Genomic DNA, 18,117 nt, shown 5'->3' with positions numbered 1-18,117 from the left:
GACCCATTACAGATAAGATTTATATATCTTCAACACACCCTCTTTAAAAAAACAACACAGCAGGAACATGGATATCCATATTCCTGCTCTGTATCTTTAAATTAAGAGGGCAATCGTTGAAACAATTGATTGTGCATCCACAGATATACAGGTTAGAATACCCGTTTGCACACGTCTCCAATTTCTCCAAGGTTTTCACAAACATGGATACCATTCTTTTTGAAGGCTTCCACCTTGGCCTGCCCGGTACCGCTGCTGCCGCTGATGATGGCACCGGCATGGCCCATACGCCTGCCGGGGGGGGCTGTCAATCCGGCTATAAATCCCACAACAGGCTTGGTTACATGTTTTTTAATGTAGTCTGCGGCCTCTTCTTCGGCATTACCGCCGATCTCTCCCACCATAACAATGGATTTGGTTTCGGGATCTTTTTCAAAGGCTTCCAAAACATCAATGAAATTGGTGCCGTTCACCGGATCACCACCAATGCCGATGCATGTGGTTTGTCCCATGCCAAGCTTGGTTAGCTGGTCCACCACCTCGTAGGTAAGGGTGCCGGAGCGGGAGACAACACCCACAGGGCCGCCAGCCATATGAATTTTGCCCGGCATAATGCCGATTTTACATTCACCCGGTGTGATAATTCCCGGGCAGTTGGGTCCGATAAGACGGCATTTTTTAGTGGCCAGAAAATTTTTCACCCGCACCATGTCCATCACCGGAATCCCTTCCGTGATGGCCACAATAAGGTCCACACCGGCATCGGCAGCTTCCATGATGGCATCGGCTCCAAATGGCGGTGGTACGAAAATAAGGCTTGCGTTGGCCCCTGTTGTTTCCACAGCAGCTCTTACTGTATCAAACACAGGGATGCCGTCCATGTCCTGGCCCCCCTTGCCCGGCGTAACCCCGGCAACCACATTGGTACCATATTCAACACACTGCCTGGTGTGGAACTGCCCTTCCTTGCCGGTAATTCCCTGCACAAGAAGCCTGGTGTCCTTGTTTACAAATATGCTCACAGCGTTCTCCCCACGGTTCTTTTAGTAAAACACATCAATGTCTGAGACGTCCTGTTTCCCGGCAATCCATGCGTGAGGGATTTTTTATACTCTCTATAGTAAAGCATGAAAAAAAATACCAGAAAAAACGCACACAGCCACCGATTTTTTTTCAACAAATGAACCGTCGTTATTTATATATTTGATCATGGCAAATTAAAGCACCACAATAAATTTTAATGACCATTTCTAATGATGAATTCTTTTGCCGCACTTAAGCGTCCTGCCTGTGGACAGGTATTTATGCCGTTTATATGGCAGCTGCTATCTTTGCCGCGGCATCCTTTAAGTCCACTGCGCTGGTCAGGTTCAAACCGGAATCGGCAAGAATTTTCTTTCCTTCATCCACGTTGGTGCCTTCCATGCGCACCACAACGGGAATATTGATGCCCGATTTTTTCGCCGCCTGCACAACGCCCTCGGCAAACACATCACACCGCAGAATACCACCAAAGATATTAATCAGCACCGCCTTGACTTTTTCATCCATCAGAATAATACGAAGGGCATTTTCCACCTGTTCGGCGGAGGCCCCCCCCCCCACATCCATGAAGTTGGCAGGCTCTGCCCCGGCAAGTTTAATGATATCCATGGTGGCCATGGCAAGTCCGGCCCCATTGACAATGTTGCCCACATTGCCGTCCAGGTTGACATAGTTGAGGTTGAACTTTGACGCTTCCACTTCCTGGGGATCTTCTTCGTCAAGGTCTCTATAGGCCAGGAGATCTTTGTGGCGGAACATGGCATTGGAATCAATATCCACTTTAGCATCCAGGGCCAGCACCTGGTCATCCGCAGTTAAAATAAGAGGATTTATCTCCACCAAAGAACAGTCATTGGCAACAAAAAGGGTGTAAAGCTGCCGCACCAGACCACCAAACTGTTTTTTGGCAGCCTTGGGAATGGCAAGACCGAATGCCAGCTCACCCAACTGATAATTCTGAATACCCATGAGGGGATTGACATAAATTTTAATTATTTTTTCAGGGGTTTTGGAAGCAACTTCTTCAATGTCCATACCTCCCTCACGGCTGGCCATGATAACCACCTTGGCTGTTTCCCGGTCCACCAGCATGCTCAGATACAGCTCTTTTGCAATGTTCTGACCAGCTTCCACCAGGATCTTTTTAACCAGTCGACCTTCAGGTCCTGTCTGGTGGGTCACAAGGGTCATGCCCAAAATTTCATCGGCAAGACTGCCTGTCGCTTCCAGGGAAGGAGCAAGCTTTACACCGCCGCCCTTGCCACGTCCACCGGCATGTATCTGGGCCTTGACAACCACGGGATACCCGTCCAGCTGTTCAGCAATTTCCTGGGCCTCTTTACGGGAAAACGCCACCCGGCCCTCTGGAACAGGCACATCATACTTTCTAAAAAGCTCCTTTGCCTGGTACTCATGTATCTTCATAATAGATCCTTAACACGTTTCAGATAGTTTTTTATTTCCTGTGGCGGCAGGACAATCTGCCGGGCTTACCAGCTATGCTCTTCTCCCATTCTTGCAAAAAAGGGGAAGAATGTCATGTCCAATACGCCTGTTTCAATTTAACAAAATCTATATTACATGAAATATTCCATGTCAATTTTTCTTGTGTTTTTTTTTGGGGACCCTTCATAGCAAATTCCAAACGCCAAAAAGCTTTACTCTTTCGGGACAATATTTCCCGAAAAAAAAACAGGATTGTTGCTCCAGCAAGTTATAAGCGAGCCAATGAAGGATGCATTTTTTACTACCACATTTTATCAATGTCCATGGCAAGATCTTCTGCCCCCTGGTTCAACAAAAACCGACAAACTAAACATAAGACAACAGACGTTGCGCGGCTGCCGTTGGGGACATCAACTCATTTTCAACCTTGTGAGAAATGTTAGCCATGTTGGCCATCACATCGGGATTTTCCCGGAACCGGGTTTTTAACCCTGTTTCCACCAGATGCCACATCCAGTCCCTGGCCTGTGATTTTCGCCTCTGTTTGAACTCACCTGTGGCCATCATTTTTTTGCGATGGTCCAGGACTGTTTCCCAGACATTCACAGTTCCTTTTTCCAGCATGGCACTGCAGGTGAGGACCGGAGGTCGCCAGGTGGGGGATGCAGGAGAGATCATATGCATGGCAATCTCGTACTCCTGGCGGGCATTGGTGGCCCGTTCCAGATTGTCCCCATCGGCCTTGTTGATGGCAATGGCATCGGCCACTTCGAGAATACCTTTTTTGATGCCCTGGAGTTCATCCCCGGCTCCGGCTATCATCAGGGCCAGAAAAAAATCCACCATGGTGGATACCCGGGTCTCGGACTGCCCCACCCCCACGGTTTCCACCATGACCACATCAAACCCGGCAGCTTCACACACCAGCATCATTTCCCGGGTTTTTGCCGCTACTCCCCCCAGGGTTTCACCCGATGGAGAGGGTCGGATAAAAGCATTTTCATGGCAGGCAAGCTTTTCCATGCGGGTTTTATCCCCCAGGATACTGCCGCCGCTTCTCTGGCTTGAAGGGTCCACGGCCAGCACCGCGACCTTGTGCCCCTCATTGGCCAGATAGAGTCCCAAATTTTCCACAAAGGTACTTTTGCCCACGCCTGGAACGCCGGTGATGCCCAGTCGAATAGAATTCCCGGTGCGGGGCAATAATCCATCCATCACCCGGGCCGCCATGGCTCTATGCCGGGGAAGGGAGCTTTCCACCAGTGTCATGGATTTGGCAATCCAGCGGCGATTTCCGGCAAAAACACCTTCAACAAAGGCATCACATTCGTTCAAGTCCATAAATATCAAGCTCCCAGGGCGTTCAGGGTTCTATTGGCGCAATCGGTGACAACACTGCCCGGCCCAAAGACTTCAACGGCACCGGCTGCTCTAAGCATGTCATAGTCTTTGGGTGGAATAATACCGCCCACCACCACCTTGATATCGGCGGCACCCTCTTTTTCCAGGGCTGCGATCAATGCCGGCACCAATGTTTTATGTCCAGCTGCCAGGCTTGAAACCCCCACCACATGGACATCGTTTTCCACGGCCATACGGGCCGCCTCCTCAGGTGTCTGGAACATAGGGCTGATATCCACATCAAAACCGAAATCAGCATAGGCTGTGGCAATTACTTTTACGCCTCGGTCATGACCATCCTGACCCATCTTGGTCACCAGAATACGGGGTCGACGGCCGTGCTCTTTTTCAAAATTTTCCGTGCGTTTTCTCAGGGCGGTTATGATTTCAGTATCTTTGAATTCAGATGCATATACCCCTGAAATACACTGGGTGGTGGCCACAAATCGACCAAATACCTTTTCCATTGCGTCGGATATTTCCCCCACTGTGGCCCTGGCCCTGACGGCTGTGATGGCAGCGGCCAAGAGATTGGAGCCATTCTCTGCAGCTTTCGTAACATCTTCCAGGGCCTTTGCCACAACAATTGCGTCTCTGTCGCGTCTGATCTGCTCCAGACGGGCCACCTGTTCGGTTCGAACTTCATCACTGATTTCAAGCACTTCAATGGGTTTTTCATCGGCGATGGTGTATTTATTCACACCGACGATGACGTCTGTGCCTCCATCAATTCTGGCCTGACGTCGGGCAGCCACTTCTTCAATGCGGCGTTTGGGCATGCCGGTTTCAATGGCTTTTGCCATACCGCCAAGATCTTCAACTTCCTTTAAAATTTTTCGAACCTCATTTACGATACTCTGGGTCAGTGATTCCACATAGTATGAGCCCCCCAGAGGATCCACAACGGAAGTGACTTTGGACTCTTCCTGGACGATGATCTGGGTATTTCGGGCGATTCTGGCCGAGGTTTCCGTGGGCAGGCCAACCGCCTCATCAAAGGAGTTGGTGTGCAAGGACTGTGTGCCGCCAAGAACGGCGGACATGCATTCCAGAGTGGTTCTGATGATATTATTATAGGGGTCCTGCTGGGTCAGGCTCCAGCCCGAGGTCTGGCAGTGGGTACGGAGCATGCTGGATTTGGGGTTTTTAGGGTTGAACTGCCCCATGATTTCAGCCCAGAGAAACCGGGCAGCCCGAAGCATGGCAATGTCCATGAAAAAATTCATGCCGATGCCAAAGAAGAAGGAGAGGCGAGGTGCAAACGCGTCAATATCAAGACCAGTAGCAAGAGCTGCCTTGACATACTCAAGGCCGTCGGCCAGGGTAAAGGCTGTCTGAAGCACTGAATCGGCACCGGCCTCCATCATGTGGTAGCCGCTTATGCTCACGGTGTTGAATTTGGGCATGTGTTCGGAACAATAACCGATGATGTCGGCAATGATGCGCATGGAAGGGGTGGGGGGATAGATGTAGGTATTCCGGGTGAGATACTCTTTTAGGATATCATTCTGGATGGTTCCTGAAAGCTGTTCCTGTTTTACGCCCTGCTCTTCGGCGGCCACAATGTAACCGGCAAGGATGGGCAGCACAGCACCGTTCATGGTCATGGAAACCGACATTTTATCCAGGGGAATCTGGTCAAAAAGGATCTTCATATCTTCAACGGAATCCACGGCCACACCGGCCTTTCCCACATCGCCAAATACACGGGGATGGTCGGAGTCGTACCCCCTGTGGGTGGCAAGGTCAAAGGCGACGGAAAGTCCCTTTTGACCTGCGGCAAGATTTTTCCGATAAAAGGCGTTGGACTCCTTGGCTGTGGAAAAACCGGCATATTGACGGATGGTCCAGGGACGTCCTGTGTACATGGTTGCTTTGGGTCCCCGGACAAAGGGTGAGAAACCCGGCAAAGACGATGTGAATTCCACAGTCTCAAGATCTTGTGCCGTATAAAGTGGTTTAATTTCAATCCCTTCCGGGGTCTGGGTATTCAATGATTCAAGGGGCTTCCCCCTGAGTTCCTTTTCAGCTAGAGTCTTCCAGCTGTTTACATCCGGTACTTGTGACATGTTCAATACCTTTCCTTTTAGAAGATGACGACGCGTATTTCATCTATCCTGTTCAACCATAAATGCCAGGGGTTGCCGGTTTTAATCCCGCTGACACAACTCCACCAGGACCCCTGAGGTGTCTTTGGGGTGCAAAAAAGCAATTTTGGCACCACCGGCACCATTGCGGGGTTTTTCATCAATCAGTCGAATTCCCTTGGCTTTCAGTTCTTCCAAGGCGGTTTCAATGTTTTCCACCCGGAAGGCGACATGCTGAATGCCCTCACCCTTTTTATCAATATACTTGGCCACAGGACCATCAGGAGCGGTGGATTCCAGAAGTTCAACCTCACTTTCCCCCACGGGTAAAAATGCAGTGGTGACTTTCTGCGCTTCAACGGTTTCTGTACCGGCGAACTCCATTCCGAGAACATCTGTCCAGAAATTTTTACCATGCTCAATGCTTTTAACTGCAATCCCAAGATGATCAATTTTAAGTACTTTCATTTTTCTCCCTTTTTTTTGCAAAACAAGAAATATCAAGTGCCAGACAAAGACAAAGACAATCTGATACCGAGTTACGCCATTTTTTTCATATAATGAAGGATTGCTCATTCCTTGCCGGGCACGGTGATGGCCCGCCACACCATGTCAAACAAAATATTGCTCTGAGCAGCAAGATTTTCCTTGCAACCCCGCTGGACCCACATGAAAAACGAACGCTGCACCAGCCCCATCATAATGTCCAGCAAAACGCCAGATCGAACCCGGGGATTAAGGACACCTTGCTCCTGTCCCTTTTTCAGAACTTCCAGATAGAGATGAATCATTTTTTTTTGTTCAAATGTTTTATCTGCCATCCATGTGGCCATGGGAAGGGTCATGAAAAGCATGCGCCCAAGATAGGGATGGCGTTCATAATAATCTAACTGAAGCCAAAGGACTTTGCGCAGTTTTTCTTTAAGGTCTTCAATGCCCTGAAGATGATCTATGATTCGATTGGTGAGTCTGCCAAGCCAGATATCAACATAAGCAAACACCAACTGCTCCTTACTGCCGAAATGCTTATATATGGTTGTGAAGCTCACCCCGGCAGCCTTTGCCACATCCCGGATATTTGCTCTGTGAAAATCAGAATGGGAAAAAATGTCCATTACGGCCTTCTCCAGGCGATCGCTAACCTCAGGTCGCAATTTTGGTAATGATGTTTTCTTACCTTCCGTCATGTTTTCAGACGTCATTTAGTGACTTAAATTCCCTTAAAAATTATAATTGAAGACTTTTCCGCACCATAAAACATCAAAATCAAATCAAGTACCGCACACATTATTGAGGAAAAAGAAACATTGTTACTGTTCATGCCATACCATCAGCACAACAGAGCTGTCAAGAAAAAAATGGCCGTAATCAAGAAGCGGCCACAACCTTATGATATCGTCGGTAAAAATTTCTTGCAAAATCGTCCTGTTTTGTGCATACAAACATCCCATGACTCATTGGAATGAACCCACACAGATCAAGACATGGTTCCGGGGAATGTTATCACCGATACATGGTATCATGTTTATCTTTCTGGTGATCACCCTGGTATCGGAATTCCAGACCAACTGGTGTGAATACCTTGTGGGAGAATATCTGGCATCCACAAACTCCAAAAGACCAGAAATCGGCACAGTGTGGGAAACCGGAGACCGTACAGACACGGCCCGATCCTACCTTAAAACCATCACAGACAGCAGAAAGGATGCCACCCGATATGCCCGTGAAGCTTCTTCTTTTATTCAACTTGCCTCGGGTATTCTGCCAGGTCAATGGACCCACATCACCAAAGCGCATTTTAAGCAACTCTATCTGGCCCTACCCGAACCAGCAGCAGTGGCTCTTATCCCTCCCCTGGAGCTGGTATGGCTTTTCAACGGCGACACCGTGGACAAGATTTTCTGTGAAGGCAAGGCCCACGGGCTTGACATTTATTTTCTTGCCCCGGAAAACCGGGTCGTCAGACAGATCACTCTAACCCGGGTCACCCTGTCTGAACTTGACCAGGACAATACTATTTTTAGCGGCTCCCTCAGGGATATTTCTGATTTCCAGGGCACCATCATCCCCTCAAACAAATTTTTCAAAACGGCATTGACCCTTTCTGCTGACACCCTTTCCGAATTAATCATCCGGCCGGAAACACTCATGCCGGATCGGGGCGTTTTTTCACGGGTGGGGATCTGGCCCGCTGACCCGACGGGATATGTAAAACTTGGGTTTGAAGTCCAGGAACCAGGGGAAAACCTTGTTATTTTTGCAAAAGGCCGACAATGGGCCGTCCAGAAACTCATAGCCCGCCTCCAGGAGGGCGTAAAATGAAAATTATATCTGATGTCCTCCCATGGGCCACTACCCTATTTTATACCGCGGTGGCCACCATTGCCTCCGGAATTCTGGTACTGGTATTTTTTGTTTTTTATGGCGCTCAGAGCCTTCCCCGACTGCCCCATCCCCTGTCCCGCATCATTGAAACTCCCAAAACAGAAATCTTTGCCGCCTCCGGAGAAAAACTCATTACGCTGGGCAGAAAAGAGCCCGTCCCCCTGTCCCGGGTATCTCCCCATTTCATCAATGCCATCCTGGCAGTGGAAGACCATAAATTCATGGATCACAGCGGGTTCAGCAAACTCCGAACCATGAAAGCCCTTTATATTACCTTGGTACACCCTGGCCGGATTCAGGGAGCGTCCACCATTACCCAACAGCTGGCTAAAAATCTTTTTTTCAGCTTTCAACAGACCTATCTTCGAAAATTTAAAGAACTCCTGGTGGCTCTGCAAATTGAATATACTTTCCCTAAAACAGAAATCCTCAACGCCTATGTCAACCAGATCGCCTTTGGTGCCGGAGCCCAGGGGGTGGAACGTGCAGCCCGGGTATTTTTCGGCAAGTCCGCCGCAGATTTGACCCTGGGTGAAGCAACTCTTCTTGCGGGACTTCCCCAGTCGCCCAGTCGTTACAATCCATACCGCCATTATGATCGCGCCCTTAAACGAAGGGAGGTGGTCATTCACCGAATGGTGGCCACCGGTTATCTGACCCGGGAAAAGGCAGCCAGCATCTTAAAGGAAAAACCCGTTCTTTCAGCCCTTCATGCCGATGCCAGAACCGGCAGTTATTTTCTGGATACCCTCATTGCACAACTCATCTTGCAATATGGCAGTGATGTGGTATTCCATGGTGGTATCAAGGTAACCGTCACACTGGATACCACCATGCAGCGGGCAGCCGAAATGGCGGTCACCATGGGAATGAACCACCTTGACAAAATCATGGGAGCAGATGAAAAAAACAAAACTGTTCCCCAGGTGGCCCTTGTGGCAATTGACACTGGTTCCGGTGCGGTGAAGGCCATGGTGGGTGGAAGAAACTACTACAGATCGGAATTTAACCGCACGATTTCCAGCAAACGCCGGGCAGGATCTGCTTTCAACCCCTTTGTTTTTTACGCTGCCATGAAAACCCATAACATCCATGGTGGTACTATGGTACCCTCTCCCAGAAAAGAAATGCCCGACGGACATATACTGTCACCATCCCTTCATAGGGCACCCCATGATAAAATCATTTTAAAACTGGCCCAGACCCTTTCTGAAAACAAGGTTTTAGCAACTCTGATGCAATCCACCGATCCGGCCATGGTCACGGATATTGCCCAGCTTTGTGGTGTCACAGCGCCCATGAAATTCAATCCTTCCGTGGAGCCAGGCAACTGGGAAGTCACCCCCCTTGAAATGGCTTCCGCCTGTGCCACCTTTGCTTCGGGGGGCATTCGTCATCTACCTTTTTATATCTGGAGGGTGGAAGATCCCCTGGGCCATGTAATTTACGAGCACCTGGTGCAGGGAGGAAAAGTGCTGGATGATGCCACCGTAATGCAAGTGGTGGACATAATGCAGTCCGTGGTGGACAAAGGTGCTGCCCTGGAAGTTCGAAAAAAAGGTTTTTCCCGACCGGCTGCGGGGGGAACAGGAACATCCTCCGGGTTTCAGGATGCTTGGTTCGCAGGGTTTACTCCTGGTCTTTCCACATCGGTGTGGACAGGGTATGATACTCCAAAAAAATTAGAAACCGTTGACGGAACGGGCATTACCGGTGCCATGGCCGCTGTTCCCATCTGGACGGCATTCATGAAAGAAGCGCTGAAGGTGGAACCTGTCAGACAATTCACCATACCTGACGGAATCGCCTTTAAAGCGGTGGATCCCACAACGGGATGCGCTTCCCAGACCACAAAAAATCCTCCGGTTATCATTCCCCTGAAACCCGGACAGATCATCTGCGGAGATGAAACCTTCTGATGCATCTTTTTTTTAAGCACATGGCCTTTCGGATATGGATAACAGCCAGCGTAGGCATTCCCCTGGCATTCATATGGATTCCCAAGGCCAGCCCTGTGATGCCGCCCGCTTCTCCCCCGATGATCTATTCCTTACTGATATGCCTTGTCTTTGTTCTGACAGGAAGCGGCATGCATTTTCTTGCCGTGCAATGCATCAAGGGCTTTGTCCGGGAAGCACATAAATGGGAACGTTCTGCCAGGCCAGACCGGTGTGAAACCGCCCTGTTAAAGGCTCTAGCAGTGTATAATACAGGTTTTATAATCCCCTGGAGAAAAAAAAAGGCAATTAAAAAACTCACCGGTACCATGGCCCGATTTGCCCTTGCCCATGACAGAAACACTTCGGTATTCATAAAAGCCACAAAGTATTTCTTGAAAAAATTTCCCCATGAAACCGACGTGGCTACCCAGTGGCTGAAAAAGGATGCTTTCTTTTCCCTGCATGATCCCGAAGATGCAAGCTTATTAAGCCTGCTTGCCAGAACGCACAGGGATTGTTACCCCCTTTTACCCCTTCTGGCCCACCGTTTCCTGGTCTGCCAACGATGTGATTTTGAAGCCCGCTGCCTTTATGAGGCTTGCCTTGACTCCCATGTACTCTGTGCTGCCACCCGCCAAAAAATTCTGGAACTGTTTCCAGATGATGCCTTCCCCATCAATGCCCTCCCGAATAATGGATTTCTTGGAAATTCTCCAGAGCCGGGCCGCACCCTGGGCCATTTCAAATAATAATGAACCCGATTTCAGCCCCAAAACCCAGCACCCGCTACCCAACAAAACCCATTTTTAAATTTAAAAAGATTTGACAGGCCATAATCAGGTCTGTATAAACATATAGAAATATAAACGGAGAAAAAAATGAATCAGAATTTTGCACCCAGCTATTATTATTTTAACACCTTCTATTTTAGGAGGCTGCCTGGGCTGTTCTGATTTTATTGATACATAATCAAAACATGAAAAGCCGCAGGCCAGAAACCTGCGGCTTTTTCTGTTTTTTGCCGCAGCAAAAATCCTGGTTCCTGATATTTTTCATGTTTTCAACGGGCTTGATCCCAACACTGTCCACTTGATTTATGGCTGTCTGACGGATGCAAATGGCCGGTGTTGCCATCAAGCCCCTTTCAATCAACACAGGAGAATGAAAACATGCAACGCACATACGATGTCAACGTGGAAAATTTCCAACCCCTTATCACCCCAGACGAATTTAAGAAAGCATACCCCCTTACAAAAGCCTCGGAAAAGACCGTCCTGGACGGCCGGGATGAAATCAAACAGATTCTGTCCGGCAAAGATAAAAGACGTCTGATCATAACGGGTCCCTGCTCTGTCCATGATGAAACAGCGGCACTGGAATACGCTGAAAAATTGTGTCAGTTAAGGGAATCGGTAAAGGACACCTTTGCGGTTATCATGCGGGTGTACTTTGAAAAACCCCGAACCTCCATTGGCTGGAAGGGGCTGATCAATGACCCTTACATGGACGATTCCCGGGATTTAATGGAAGGGTTGCGCCGGGCCAGGAAACTGCTGCTTGCTATCACCGCCATGGGCATGCCCACCGCCACGGAAATGCTTGACCCCATCATTCCCCAGTACATTGCAGGATTAGTTTGCTGGACCGCCATCGGTGCCAGAACCACCGAATCCCAGACCCACCGGGAAATGTCCAGCGGTCTTTCCATGCCCGTGGGCTTTAAAAACTGCACCGACGGTGCCTTGAGTACGGCCATCAACTCCATGATTGCCGCCGGTGCTCCCCAGAGTTTTCTAGGCATCAATGAACATGGTCTTGTGAGCATTGTGAACACTAAAGGAAATCCCTATTCCCACATTGTATTAAGGGGTGGGAAACGCCCTAACTACGATTCGGTCAGCATCCGGGAAGCCGTTGAAACCCTGAAAAAGAAAAATCTTACCCAGGCCATCATCGTGGATTGTTCCCATGCCAATTCAAACAAAAAATATGAACGACAGGCCATTGTGTGGGAGGATGTAATCAATCAAATCTTCATGGACACCGACACCGGCCATGCCATCAAAGGGCTTATGCTGGAGAGTAATCTGTGCCAAGGCAGTCAGAGCATGGAATGTGCACCGGAGGAACTGGCCTATGGAGTTTCCGTCACCGATGAGTGTATATCCTGGGAGACCACCGAGGCGTTGATACTGGATGCCCATGAAAAAATAAAAAATCATAAAGCATCGTAACCACGCATACTTTTATCATGACATTGGGCCATGCACCTCGGTATTAATGGTAATGGCCCTTTTTTTCACAATCAAAACCATCCCTTCAAACGCAACATAAATAACAGTTGAACGTCTAAGCCACCATTGAATTATCTTGACACCCACCCCACCCCCCTGATACTAAAATTTTCAGACTCTTGTGAACTATTTCCGAGGCTTAATTATAAGACTTCCAAACCAGTCCGACAACGCACAAACCGGTGAATTGACGTATCTACATTTACAACAAAAGGAGATGCTATCATGTTTAAAAAAATGATTATTACGGCACTTGCTATGGGTTTCATGGCTATGGGGGCTTTCAGCGCGACAGCTTCAGACACCATTAAAATTGGTTTTAATGCCCCCCTCACCGGATTTGCCGCAAGCGACGGAAAATCCTCCACCGAAGGCGCGAAACTGGCAATAAACCAGATCAATGCCGCCGGAGGCGTACTGGGGAAACAGCTAGAACTTATCATCTACGACGACCAGGCCAAACCGGCCCAAGCCATCCCCATTGCCAACAAACTCATCGGACGGGACAAGGTCGTGGTGGGTATCAGTGGATCTTATTCCGGTGCCACCCGCTCCGCTGCCGGTGTGTTCCAGGAAAACAAGATTCCCTATATCAGTGCCTATGGCATTCATCCGGATATCACAAGGGCTGGAGACTATGTCTTTCGCACCAGCTTTCTTGGCGAAATCCAGGGCAAAGCCGGTGCAAAACTGCTGGGCGACATGATGGGTAAAGAGAAAGTGGTAATCATCACCCTGCAGAACGATTTCGGACAATCCCTGGCTGCGGGATTTAAAGAGGTGGCTGAAAAATATGGCATCACCATCGTCAACGAGTACCAATACGCCATAAAAGATCGTCAATTTGGTGCCATCGTGGCCAAGGTTAAGGCTGATAATCCCGATGCCATTTATGCCTCCGGGTATTATTTCACCGCCGGTCCCCTGGTCAGCCAGCTTCGGGCCGCAGGTATTGAGGTGCCGCTCATCGGTCAGGAAGGGTATGACAGCCAGAAATTCATAGAAATAGCCGGCAAAGCCGCCGAAGGTGTGATCATCACCACCAGCCTGGACCGGGATTCAACGGTTCCTGAAACCGCCAACTTTATCACGGCATTTGAAAAACAGGCGGGATTCAAGGCGGATATGGTGGCGGCCAGCGGTCACACAGCAGTAATGGTGGCAGCCAAAGCCATTGAGCAGGCAGGCACCACCGATCCTGCCGCCGTTCGAAAAGCCATGGCGGCAGTGGAGCTTAAAGTATCAACGGGCACCATCAAATTCAATGCCCTGGGTGAAGTCATGAAGGCCGTGCAGGTGCAGATTGTCAAAGACGGCAACTGGCATCATTACGGCATCATTGATGATCCGGCTTTATTGGCCCCCCCTGCCATATAAAAAAAGGGCTTGATCACAAGATGGACCACCCCGTTGGCCCGCCAACGGTGACGCCCATCTTATGACCAAGCCCTAAAAAAACGATCCACGGCAGACGGGCTTTGAAAGCCGCCTGCCGTATCCGACTTTCTTACCTGGAAAAATATCATGCTGTACATTGAGCTTCTTGTCCAAGGCCTTATCTACGGCTGTATGTATGCCACCATCGCCGTGGGGTTGACCCTGGTTTACAGTCTACTTCGCATTCTTCACATTGCCCATGCCGGCTTGTTTGCCCTTGGCGGGTACTTAGGTCTTCTTTTGACCAATGCCACAGGCAGCCTTATCCTTGCAACCCCTCTGTCCGCGGCAGTGGTGGGGATACTTGGCATGGCCATTTACAGACTGTGTTACCAGCCGATTTTAAACCGCCCCCCCTATGTGGCCCTCATTGCATCCATCGGTCTTTTCATTGCCATGGAAGAGATATTCCGTCTGATCTTCGGCCCCTATGGCCTCTCTTATGTTTCCCCTCCTCTGCAGACCACGTACACCATTGCCGGCATCACCATCCGAAGTGTTGAGATGGTCATTATATTCGGCAGTGTATCCATGCTGGGAATTTTAAGCTGGCTGTCCCGAAAAACGCGACTGGGGATTGCCTGGCGGGCTACGGTGGATGATCCCCAGATGGCCGAGAGTTTCGGCATCAGCGTTTTAAATGTTCGATACCTTAATTTTTTCATTGGATCTACCCTGGCAGGGATAGCCGGGATTTTTGTGTCACTGCTGTCCAACCTGGTTGAGCCCACCATGGGGGGCGTTCCCAGTTATAAAGCATTGGCCATCATTGTCCTTGGGGGGCTTGGCAATGTCTCGGGCACCTTGTTTGCATCACTTCTACTGGGCGTTATTGAAGCATTTGGCACCATCTACATCGGTGAGTTCATGGACCGGGATGCCATTGCCTTTGCCTTTATGATCATCGTTTTGATGGTCCGGCCCCAGGGCCTTTTTTCAAGGAGCTGAACCATGGGTATCTATGAACTGAGCCTGGCAACGGTGGTGTGCATCAATATTATTTTGTCTCTGGGGCTCAACCTTATCACCGGTTTCTGCGGTCAGATCAGTCTGGGGCATGCAGCGTTTTACGGCATTGGTGCCTACACGGCGGCACTGCTTGCCAAGGCTGGTTTCTCTGCTGTTATATCGCTGCCATTGGCCATGGTCATGGCAGCCATGGTGGGGGGTATCGTGGGATTGACCAGCCTGCGGGTCCGGGACGACTTTCTGGCCATCACCACCATGGGCGTGGGATTTCTTTTTCTTGGCATTGTTCGCCAGGAGGATACATATCTGGGAGGGGAACTTGGCATCAGCGCCATTCCGTCCATGGGACTTGACAAAGCAGGCTATTTTGTTCTGGTGCTGGTGCTTGCCGCCCTTGCAGCACTCTTCAGCCTTTACATTCAACGCTCCTGGATGGGGTTTGCCTTTGAGGCCGTGGCCGATGATGAGGACACGGCAAAAATACTCAGCGTAAACGTCACCGCTTATAAACTGGCTGCCTTTGCCATGGGAACGGCCCTGGCCGGACTTGCCGGAGGACTTTACACCTATTTTGCCCGTTTTATCGTACCCGATGATTTTGGATTCATCACCTCCATCACCATTCTTTCCATGGTGGCCGTGGGGGGCATTGGCTCTGTCTTTGGGGTGATACTCGCCACTGCGGTTTTGACCCTGATGCCCGAATTCTTCAGGTTTGTGGGGGATTACAAGCTGCTGGTTTACGGCATTTTACTTTTTGGTGTCATGCGGTTTGCTCCGGATGGACTGGCCGGTCTTGGAAAGTTGCTCATTAAAACAGTCCCTTCCAGGAGAAAAACACCATGACATCGCCCCAGCATTCAACCCATAAAAAACTCACCCCCACGAATACCAAAGCCACCAGTGCATCCCCAGGGGCAGTCCTTCTGGATGTCCAGAACATTACCATGCACTTTGGCGGGGTACATGCCCTCACAGATGTATCCTTCCAGGTCATGTCCCATGAATTTCTCTGCCTCATTGGTCCCAATGGTGCCGGTAAAACCACCATGTTAAAATCCATCACCGGTGTCATTCAACCCCAGGAAGGAAAAATAGTCCTTAATGGTTCGAACATCACAAAACAGCCCACCTTCCAGCGAATCCACAGGGGGCTTTCCCTGACCCACCAGATCGTACGTCCTTTTCATAGTATGACACTAAAGGATAATGTGGCTCTGGCTGTGGGACACCGGCGCATACGAAACATATGGTCAGCCTTGCTCAGCTCGGGACGACGGCAAGAACATGAACGTTCTCTGGAACTCTTGAAACTTGTGGGCATTGAAGACCATGCCGACGAAAAAGTCACAGGCCAGCCCCTGGGAATACTCAAACGGCTGGAAGTGGCCCGGGCCCTGGCCCTGGAACCCCAACTGCTACTGCTGGATGAACCGCTGGCCGGATTGAATCACATTGAGGCACAACGCCTGGCAGATACCCTGGTAATGATTAACCGGAAAGGCATGACCTTGGTGATGATCGAGCACAATTTAAGTCAGGTCATGCGGGTGGGCCACCGACTGGTGGTTCTGGACAATGGCAGAAAAATTGCGGAAGGATCACCAGACAAAATCATGCAGATGCCCCATGTGAGGGCAGCCTACGTTGGTAAAGGAGCAGAAGGTGTTACGACTTGAAAAATTAAGCTGCGGTTATGGTCCCATGCGCGCCGTCATAGAACTGGACCTTGAAATCAAGGAAGGGGAGATTCACGCCCTGCTGGGGGCCAATGGTGCCGGCAAGAGTTCCACCATCATGTGCATCGCCGGTCATGTGGAAACCCATGGCGGATTCATGTACTACAACGACGCAGAAATCACGAAAATGCCCCCACCCGTGCGGGTAAGGGCGGGTATCGGTCTGGTGCCCGAGGGACGTCGGCTTTTCAGTGAACTGACTGTGGAAGAGAACCTCATTGTGGGGGGATATTGCCGGGATAAAAAAGAAACCGCGCCGAGAATTGAACGAGTACTTACAACCTTTCCCCGGTTAAAGGAACGCATAAATCAACAGGCAGGCTCCCTGTCCGGGGGAGAGCAGCAGATGCTTTCCATGGGACGAGCATTGATGAGTCAGCCCCGGTTGCTGCTGATAGATGAACTGAGCCTCGGGCTCATGCCCAAAGCCATTGATACCTGTTACAGCGCCATCAATAACCTTAAAATGCAGGGCATGACCATCTTGCTGGTGGAACAGTCCACCAGCCGGGCACTGGAGGTGGCCGATAGCATTTCAGTACTTGAAAGCGGCAAAAAAGTCTGGCAGGGAACCCCCGAAGAGGCCAGAATTTCCAGCAGCATGATTGATGCGTGCCTGGGAGTCACATCACATTGAAATCACCTTGTCGGCAAGCTGCATGGCCGTAACAATATCAAGCATGTTGGTGGTCTGACCCACCCGCTTTTTGTCAAGGATATCAAAATGGTTCAGGCAGGTACCGCATACCAGAATGGTGGTTCCCTGCGCTTCAATGTCCACCAGATCCGGCAGCAGTTCAGCCCCTTCAATGGCAAAATGAACGCCCCCGTTCACAAAAATGAGACGCCACAGATCCTCTCCCATTTCTTTGAGGGTTTTAATGAAACTGAGCATGAGTTTCTGCCCGAGCACATCGTCTCCTTCCCCAAAGGTCCGGGAACCGATCATGACAACAATCTTTTGGGTATCACTGGCCTTTGAGCCGGCCCCGGTCTTTGAAGCTGCACCAGCCTCGGGATTTCCGGAAGATTCTTCATCGGATTTTTCTTTAATTCCTTCCACCACAGAGCCGTCAACCATTGAATCCACCGATACCTGGTATCCCTGATAGGTTAAGAACCGGCTGACGTTTTCCACGGCTGCATCATTGTCCACTTGAACCCGTACCACCGTTATTCCCGGTTGTTCAATGGCTGCTTTGGTCTTTAATACGGGTTCAGGGCATGCAAGGCCCCGTGCATCTAATTCAAATTCCATTTTTATATTTCCTCTGGTTTAAGTTTTATTATCAGAAACTCCGCCTAAAACACTGCAATAACTAGAGTTTCAATCTTCGTTGCGGCAAGTGATTACTGCCATGTAGGTTATATGAAT

Annotated in this window: 16 protein-coding genes; 9 read left to right on the top strand and 7 right to left on the bottom strand. The window is 49.7% G+C overall.

From position 1 onward, the window contains the following. Nucleotides 1–152: 152 nt before the first annotated feature. The 6 genes from sucD to ACYQ2M_RS23165 all read right to left on the bottom strand — a co-directional run bounded on the left by sucD (nucleotide 153) and on the right by ACYQ2M_RS23165 (nucleotide 7,093). Nucleotides 153–1,022, bottom strand: coding sequence for a succinate--CoA ligase subunit alpha (gene sucD, locus ACYQ2M_RS23190; protein ID WP_459918779.1), 870 nt, complete (start codon nucleotides 1,020–1,022; stop codon nucleotides 153–155). Nucleotides 1,023–1,311: 289 nt separating this feature from the next. After that, entirely contained in the window at nucleotides 1,312–2,469 is a 1,158-nt protein-coding gene (gene sucC / locus ACYQ2M_RS23185) for an ADP-forming succinate--CoA ligase subunit beta (RefSeq protein WP_459918778.1), read from the bottom strand. Nucleotides 2,470–2,856: 387 nt separating this feature from the next. Continuing rightward, complete coding sequence (gene meaB / locus ACYQ2M_RS23180; protein WP_459918777.1) at nucleotides 2,857–3,831, bottom strand: methylmalonyl Co-A mutase-associated GTPase MeaB; 975 nt, start codon at nucleotides 3,829–3,831, stop codon at nucleotides 2,857–2,859. A 5-nt stretch (nucleotides 3,832–3,836) separates the two neighbouring features. After that, nucleotides 3,837–5,960, bottom strand: coding sequence for a methylmalonyl-CoA mutase (scpA, locus tag ACYQ2M_RS23175; RefSeq protein ID WP_459918776.1), 2,124 nt, complete (start codon nucleotides 5,958–5,960; stop codon nucleotides 3,837–3,839). Nucleotides 5,961–6,041: 81 nt separating this feature from the next. Next, nucleotides 6,042–6,446: a methylmalonyl-CoA epimerase gene (gene mce / locus ACYQ2M_RS23170; protein ID WP_459918775.1), complete on the bottom strand. Its 405-nt coding sequence runs from the start codon at nucleotides 6,444–6,446 to the stop codon at nucleotides 6,042–6,044. Nucleotides 6,447–6,550: 104 nt separating this feature from the next. Continuing rightward, nucleotides 6,551–7,093, bottom strand: a complete 543-nt coding sequence (locus tag ACYQ2M_RS23165; protein WP_459918774.1) for a TetR/AcrR family transcriptional regulator — start codon at nucleotides 7,091–7,093, stop codon at nucleotides 6,551–6,553. Between the two features lie 334 nt (nucleotides 7,094–7,427). Between ACYQ2M_RS23165 and ACYQ2M_RS23160 the strand changes: the two genes are divergently transcribed. From ACYQ2M_RS23160 to ACYQ2M_RS23120, 9 genes are all read left to right on the top strand, one after another. Then, on the top strand, nucleotides 7,428–8,300 hold the full coding sequence (locus tag ACYQ2M_RS23160; RefSeq protein WP_459918773.1) for a hypothetical protein: 873 nt from the start codon (nucleotides 7,428–7,430) through the stop codon (nucleotides 8,298–8,300). Further along, nucleotides 8,297–10,282 (top strand): transglycosylase domain-containing protein, encoded by a 1,986-nt coding sequence (locus ACYQ2M_RS23155; protein ID WP_459918772.1) that lies wholly within the window; start codon nucleotides 8,297–8,299, stop codon nucleotides 10,280–10,282. Before ACYQ2M_RS23160 ends, ACYQ2M_RS23155 begins: the two co-directional genes overlap by 4 nt. Beyond that, on the top strand, nucleotides 10,282–11,052 hold the full coding sequence (locus ACYQ2M_RS23150) for a hypothetical protein (RefSeq protein ID WP_459918771.1): 771 nt from the start codon (nucleotides 10,282–10,284) through the stop codon (nucleotides 11,050–11,052). Before ACYQ2M_RS23155 ends, ACYQ2M_RS23150 begins: the two co-directional genes overlap by 1 nt. A gap of 420 nt (nucleotides 11,053–11,472) precedes the next feature. After that, a complete protein-coding gene (locus tag ACYQ2M_RS23145) occupies nucleotides 11,473–12,537 on the top strand; it encodes a 3-deoxy-7-phosphoheptulonate synthase (protein ID WP_459918770.1) in 1,065 nt (354 codons plus the stop codon). 285 nt (nucleotides 12,538–12,822) lie between these two features. Then, nucleotides 12,823–13,974 (top strand): ABC transporter substrate-binding protein, encoded by a 1,152-nt coding sequence (locus tag ACYQ2M_RS23140; RefSeq protein WP_459918769.1) that lies wholly within the window; start codon nucleotides 12,823–12,825, stop codon nucleotides 13,972–13,974. Nucleotides 13,975–14,121: 147 nt separating this feature from the next. Next, nucleotides 14,122–14,982, top strand: coding sequence for a branched-chain amino acid ABC transporter permease (locus ACYQ2M_RS23135; RefSeq protein ID WP_459918768.1), 861 nt, complete (start codon nucleotides 14,122–14,124; stop codon nucleotides 14,980–14,982). 3 nt (nucleotides 14,983–14,985) lie between these two features. After that, nucleotides 14,986–15,849 (top strand): branched-chain amino acid ABC transporter permease, encoded by an 864-nt coding sequence (locus ACYQ2M_RS23130; RefSeq protein ID WP_459918767.1) that lies wholly within the window; start codon nucleotides 14,986–14,988, stop codon nucleotides 15,847–15,849. After that, nucleotides 15,846–16,682, top strand: coding sequence for an ABC transporter ATP-binding protein (locus ACYQ2M_RS23125; protein ID WP_459918766.1), 837 nt, complete (start codon nucleotides 15,846–15,848; stop codon nucleotides 16,680–16,682). The genes ACYQ2M_RS23130 and ACYQ2M_RS23125 overlap by 4 nt, the downstream gene beginning before the upstream one ends. Beyond that, a complete protein-coding gene (locus tag ACYQ2M_RS23120) occupies nucleotides 16,669–17,379 on the top strand; it encodes an ABC transporter ATP-binding protein (RefSeq protein WP_459918765.1) in 711 nt (236 codons plus the stop codon). Before ACYQ2M_RS23125 ends, ACYQ2M_RS23120 begins: the two co-directional genes overlap by 14 nt. On the opposite strand, the gene yedF is transcribed toward ACYQ2M_RS23120, so the two are convergent. Further along, a complete protein-coding gene (gene yedF, locus ACYQ2M_RS23115; protein WP_459918764.1) occupies nucleotides 17,371–18,000 on the bottom strand; it encodes a sulfurtransferase-like selenium metabolism protein YedF in 630 nt (209 codons plus the stop codon). The genes ACYQ2M_RS23120 and yedF overlap by 9 nt on opposite strands. Nucleotides 18,001–18,117: the final 117 nt, after the last annotated feature.

It is taken from the genome of Desulfocicer niacini (assembly GCF_054657595.1).
The sequence above is the reverse complement of the archived record's forward strand: the minus strand, read 5'-3'. Positions and strand labels throughout refer to the sequence as shown.

Excerpts from the sequence above, each read along its gene's own strand:
- sucC (WP_459918778.1), bottom strand. The coding sequence starts at position 2,469 with ATGAAGATACATGAGTACCAGGCAAAGGAGCTTTTTAGAAAGTATGAT.
- meaB (WP_459918777.1), bottom strand. The coding sequence starts at position 3,831 with ATGGACTTGAACGAATGTGATGCCTTTGTTGAAGGTGTTTTTGCCGGA.
- scpA (WP_459918776.1), bottom strand. The coding sequence starts at position 5,960 with ATGTCACAAGTACCGGATGTAAACAGCTGGAAGACTCTAGCTGAAAAG.
- mce (WP_459918775.1), bottom strand. The coding sequence starts at position 6,446 with ATGAAAGTACTTAAAATTGATCATCTTGGGATTGCAGTTAAAAGCATT.
- ACYQ2M_RS23165 (WP_459918774.1), bottom strand. The coding sequence starts at position 7,093 with ATGGACATTTTTTCCCATTCTGATTTTCACAGAGCAAATATCCGGGAT.
- ACYQ2M_RS23160 (WP_459918773.1), top strand. The coding sequence starts at position 7,428 with ATGACTCATTGGAATGAACCCACACAGATCAAGACATGGTTCCGGGGA.
- ACYQ2M_RS23155 (WP_459918772.1), top strand. The coding sequence starts at position 8,297 with ATGAAAATTATATCTGATGTCCTCCCATGGGCCACTACCCTATTTTAT.
- ACYQ2M_RS23150 (WP_459918771.1), top strand. The coding sequence starts at position 10,282 with ATGCATCTTTTTTTTAAGCACATGGCCTTTCGGATATGGATAACAGCC.
- ACYQ2M_RS23145 (WP_459918770.1), top strand. The coding sequence starts at position 11,473 with ATGCAACGCACATACGATGTCAACGTGGAAAATTTCCAACCCCTTATC.
- ACYQ2M_RS23140 (WP_459918769.1), top strand. The coding sequence starts at position 12,823 with ATGTTTAAAAAAATGATTATTACGGCACTTGCTATGGGTTTCATGGCT.
- ACYQ2M_RS23135 (WP_459918768.1), top strand. The coding sequence starts at position 14,122 with ATGCTGTACATTGAGCTTCTTGTCCAAGGCCTTATCTACGGCTGTATG.
- ACYQ2M_RS23130 (WP_459918767.1), top strand. The coding sequence starts at position 14,986 with ATGGGTATCTATGAACTGAGCCTGGCAACGGTGGTGTGCATCAATATT.
- ACYQ2M_RS23125 (WP_459918766.1), top strand. The coding sequence starts at position 15,846 with ATGACATCGCCCCAGCATTCAACCCATAAAAAACTCACCCCCACGAAT.
- yedF (WP_459918764.1), bottom strand. The coding sequence starts at position 18,000 with ATGGAATTTGAATTAGATGCACGGGGCCTTGCATGCCCTGAACCCGTA.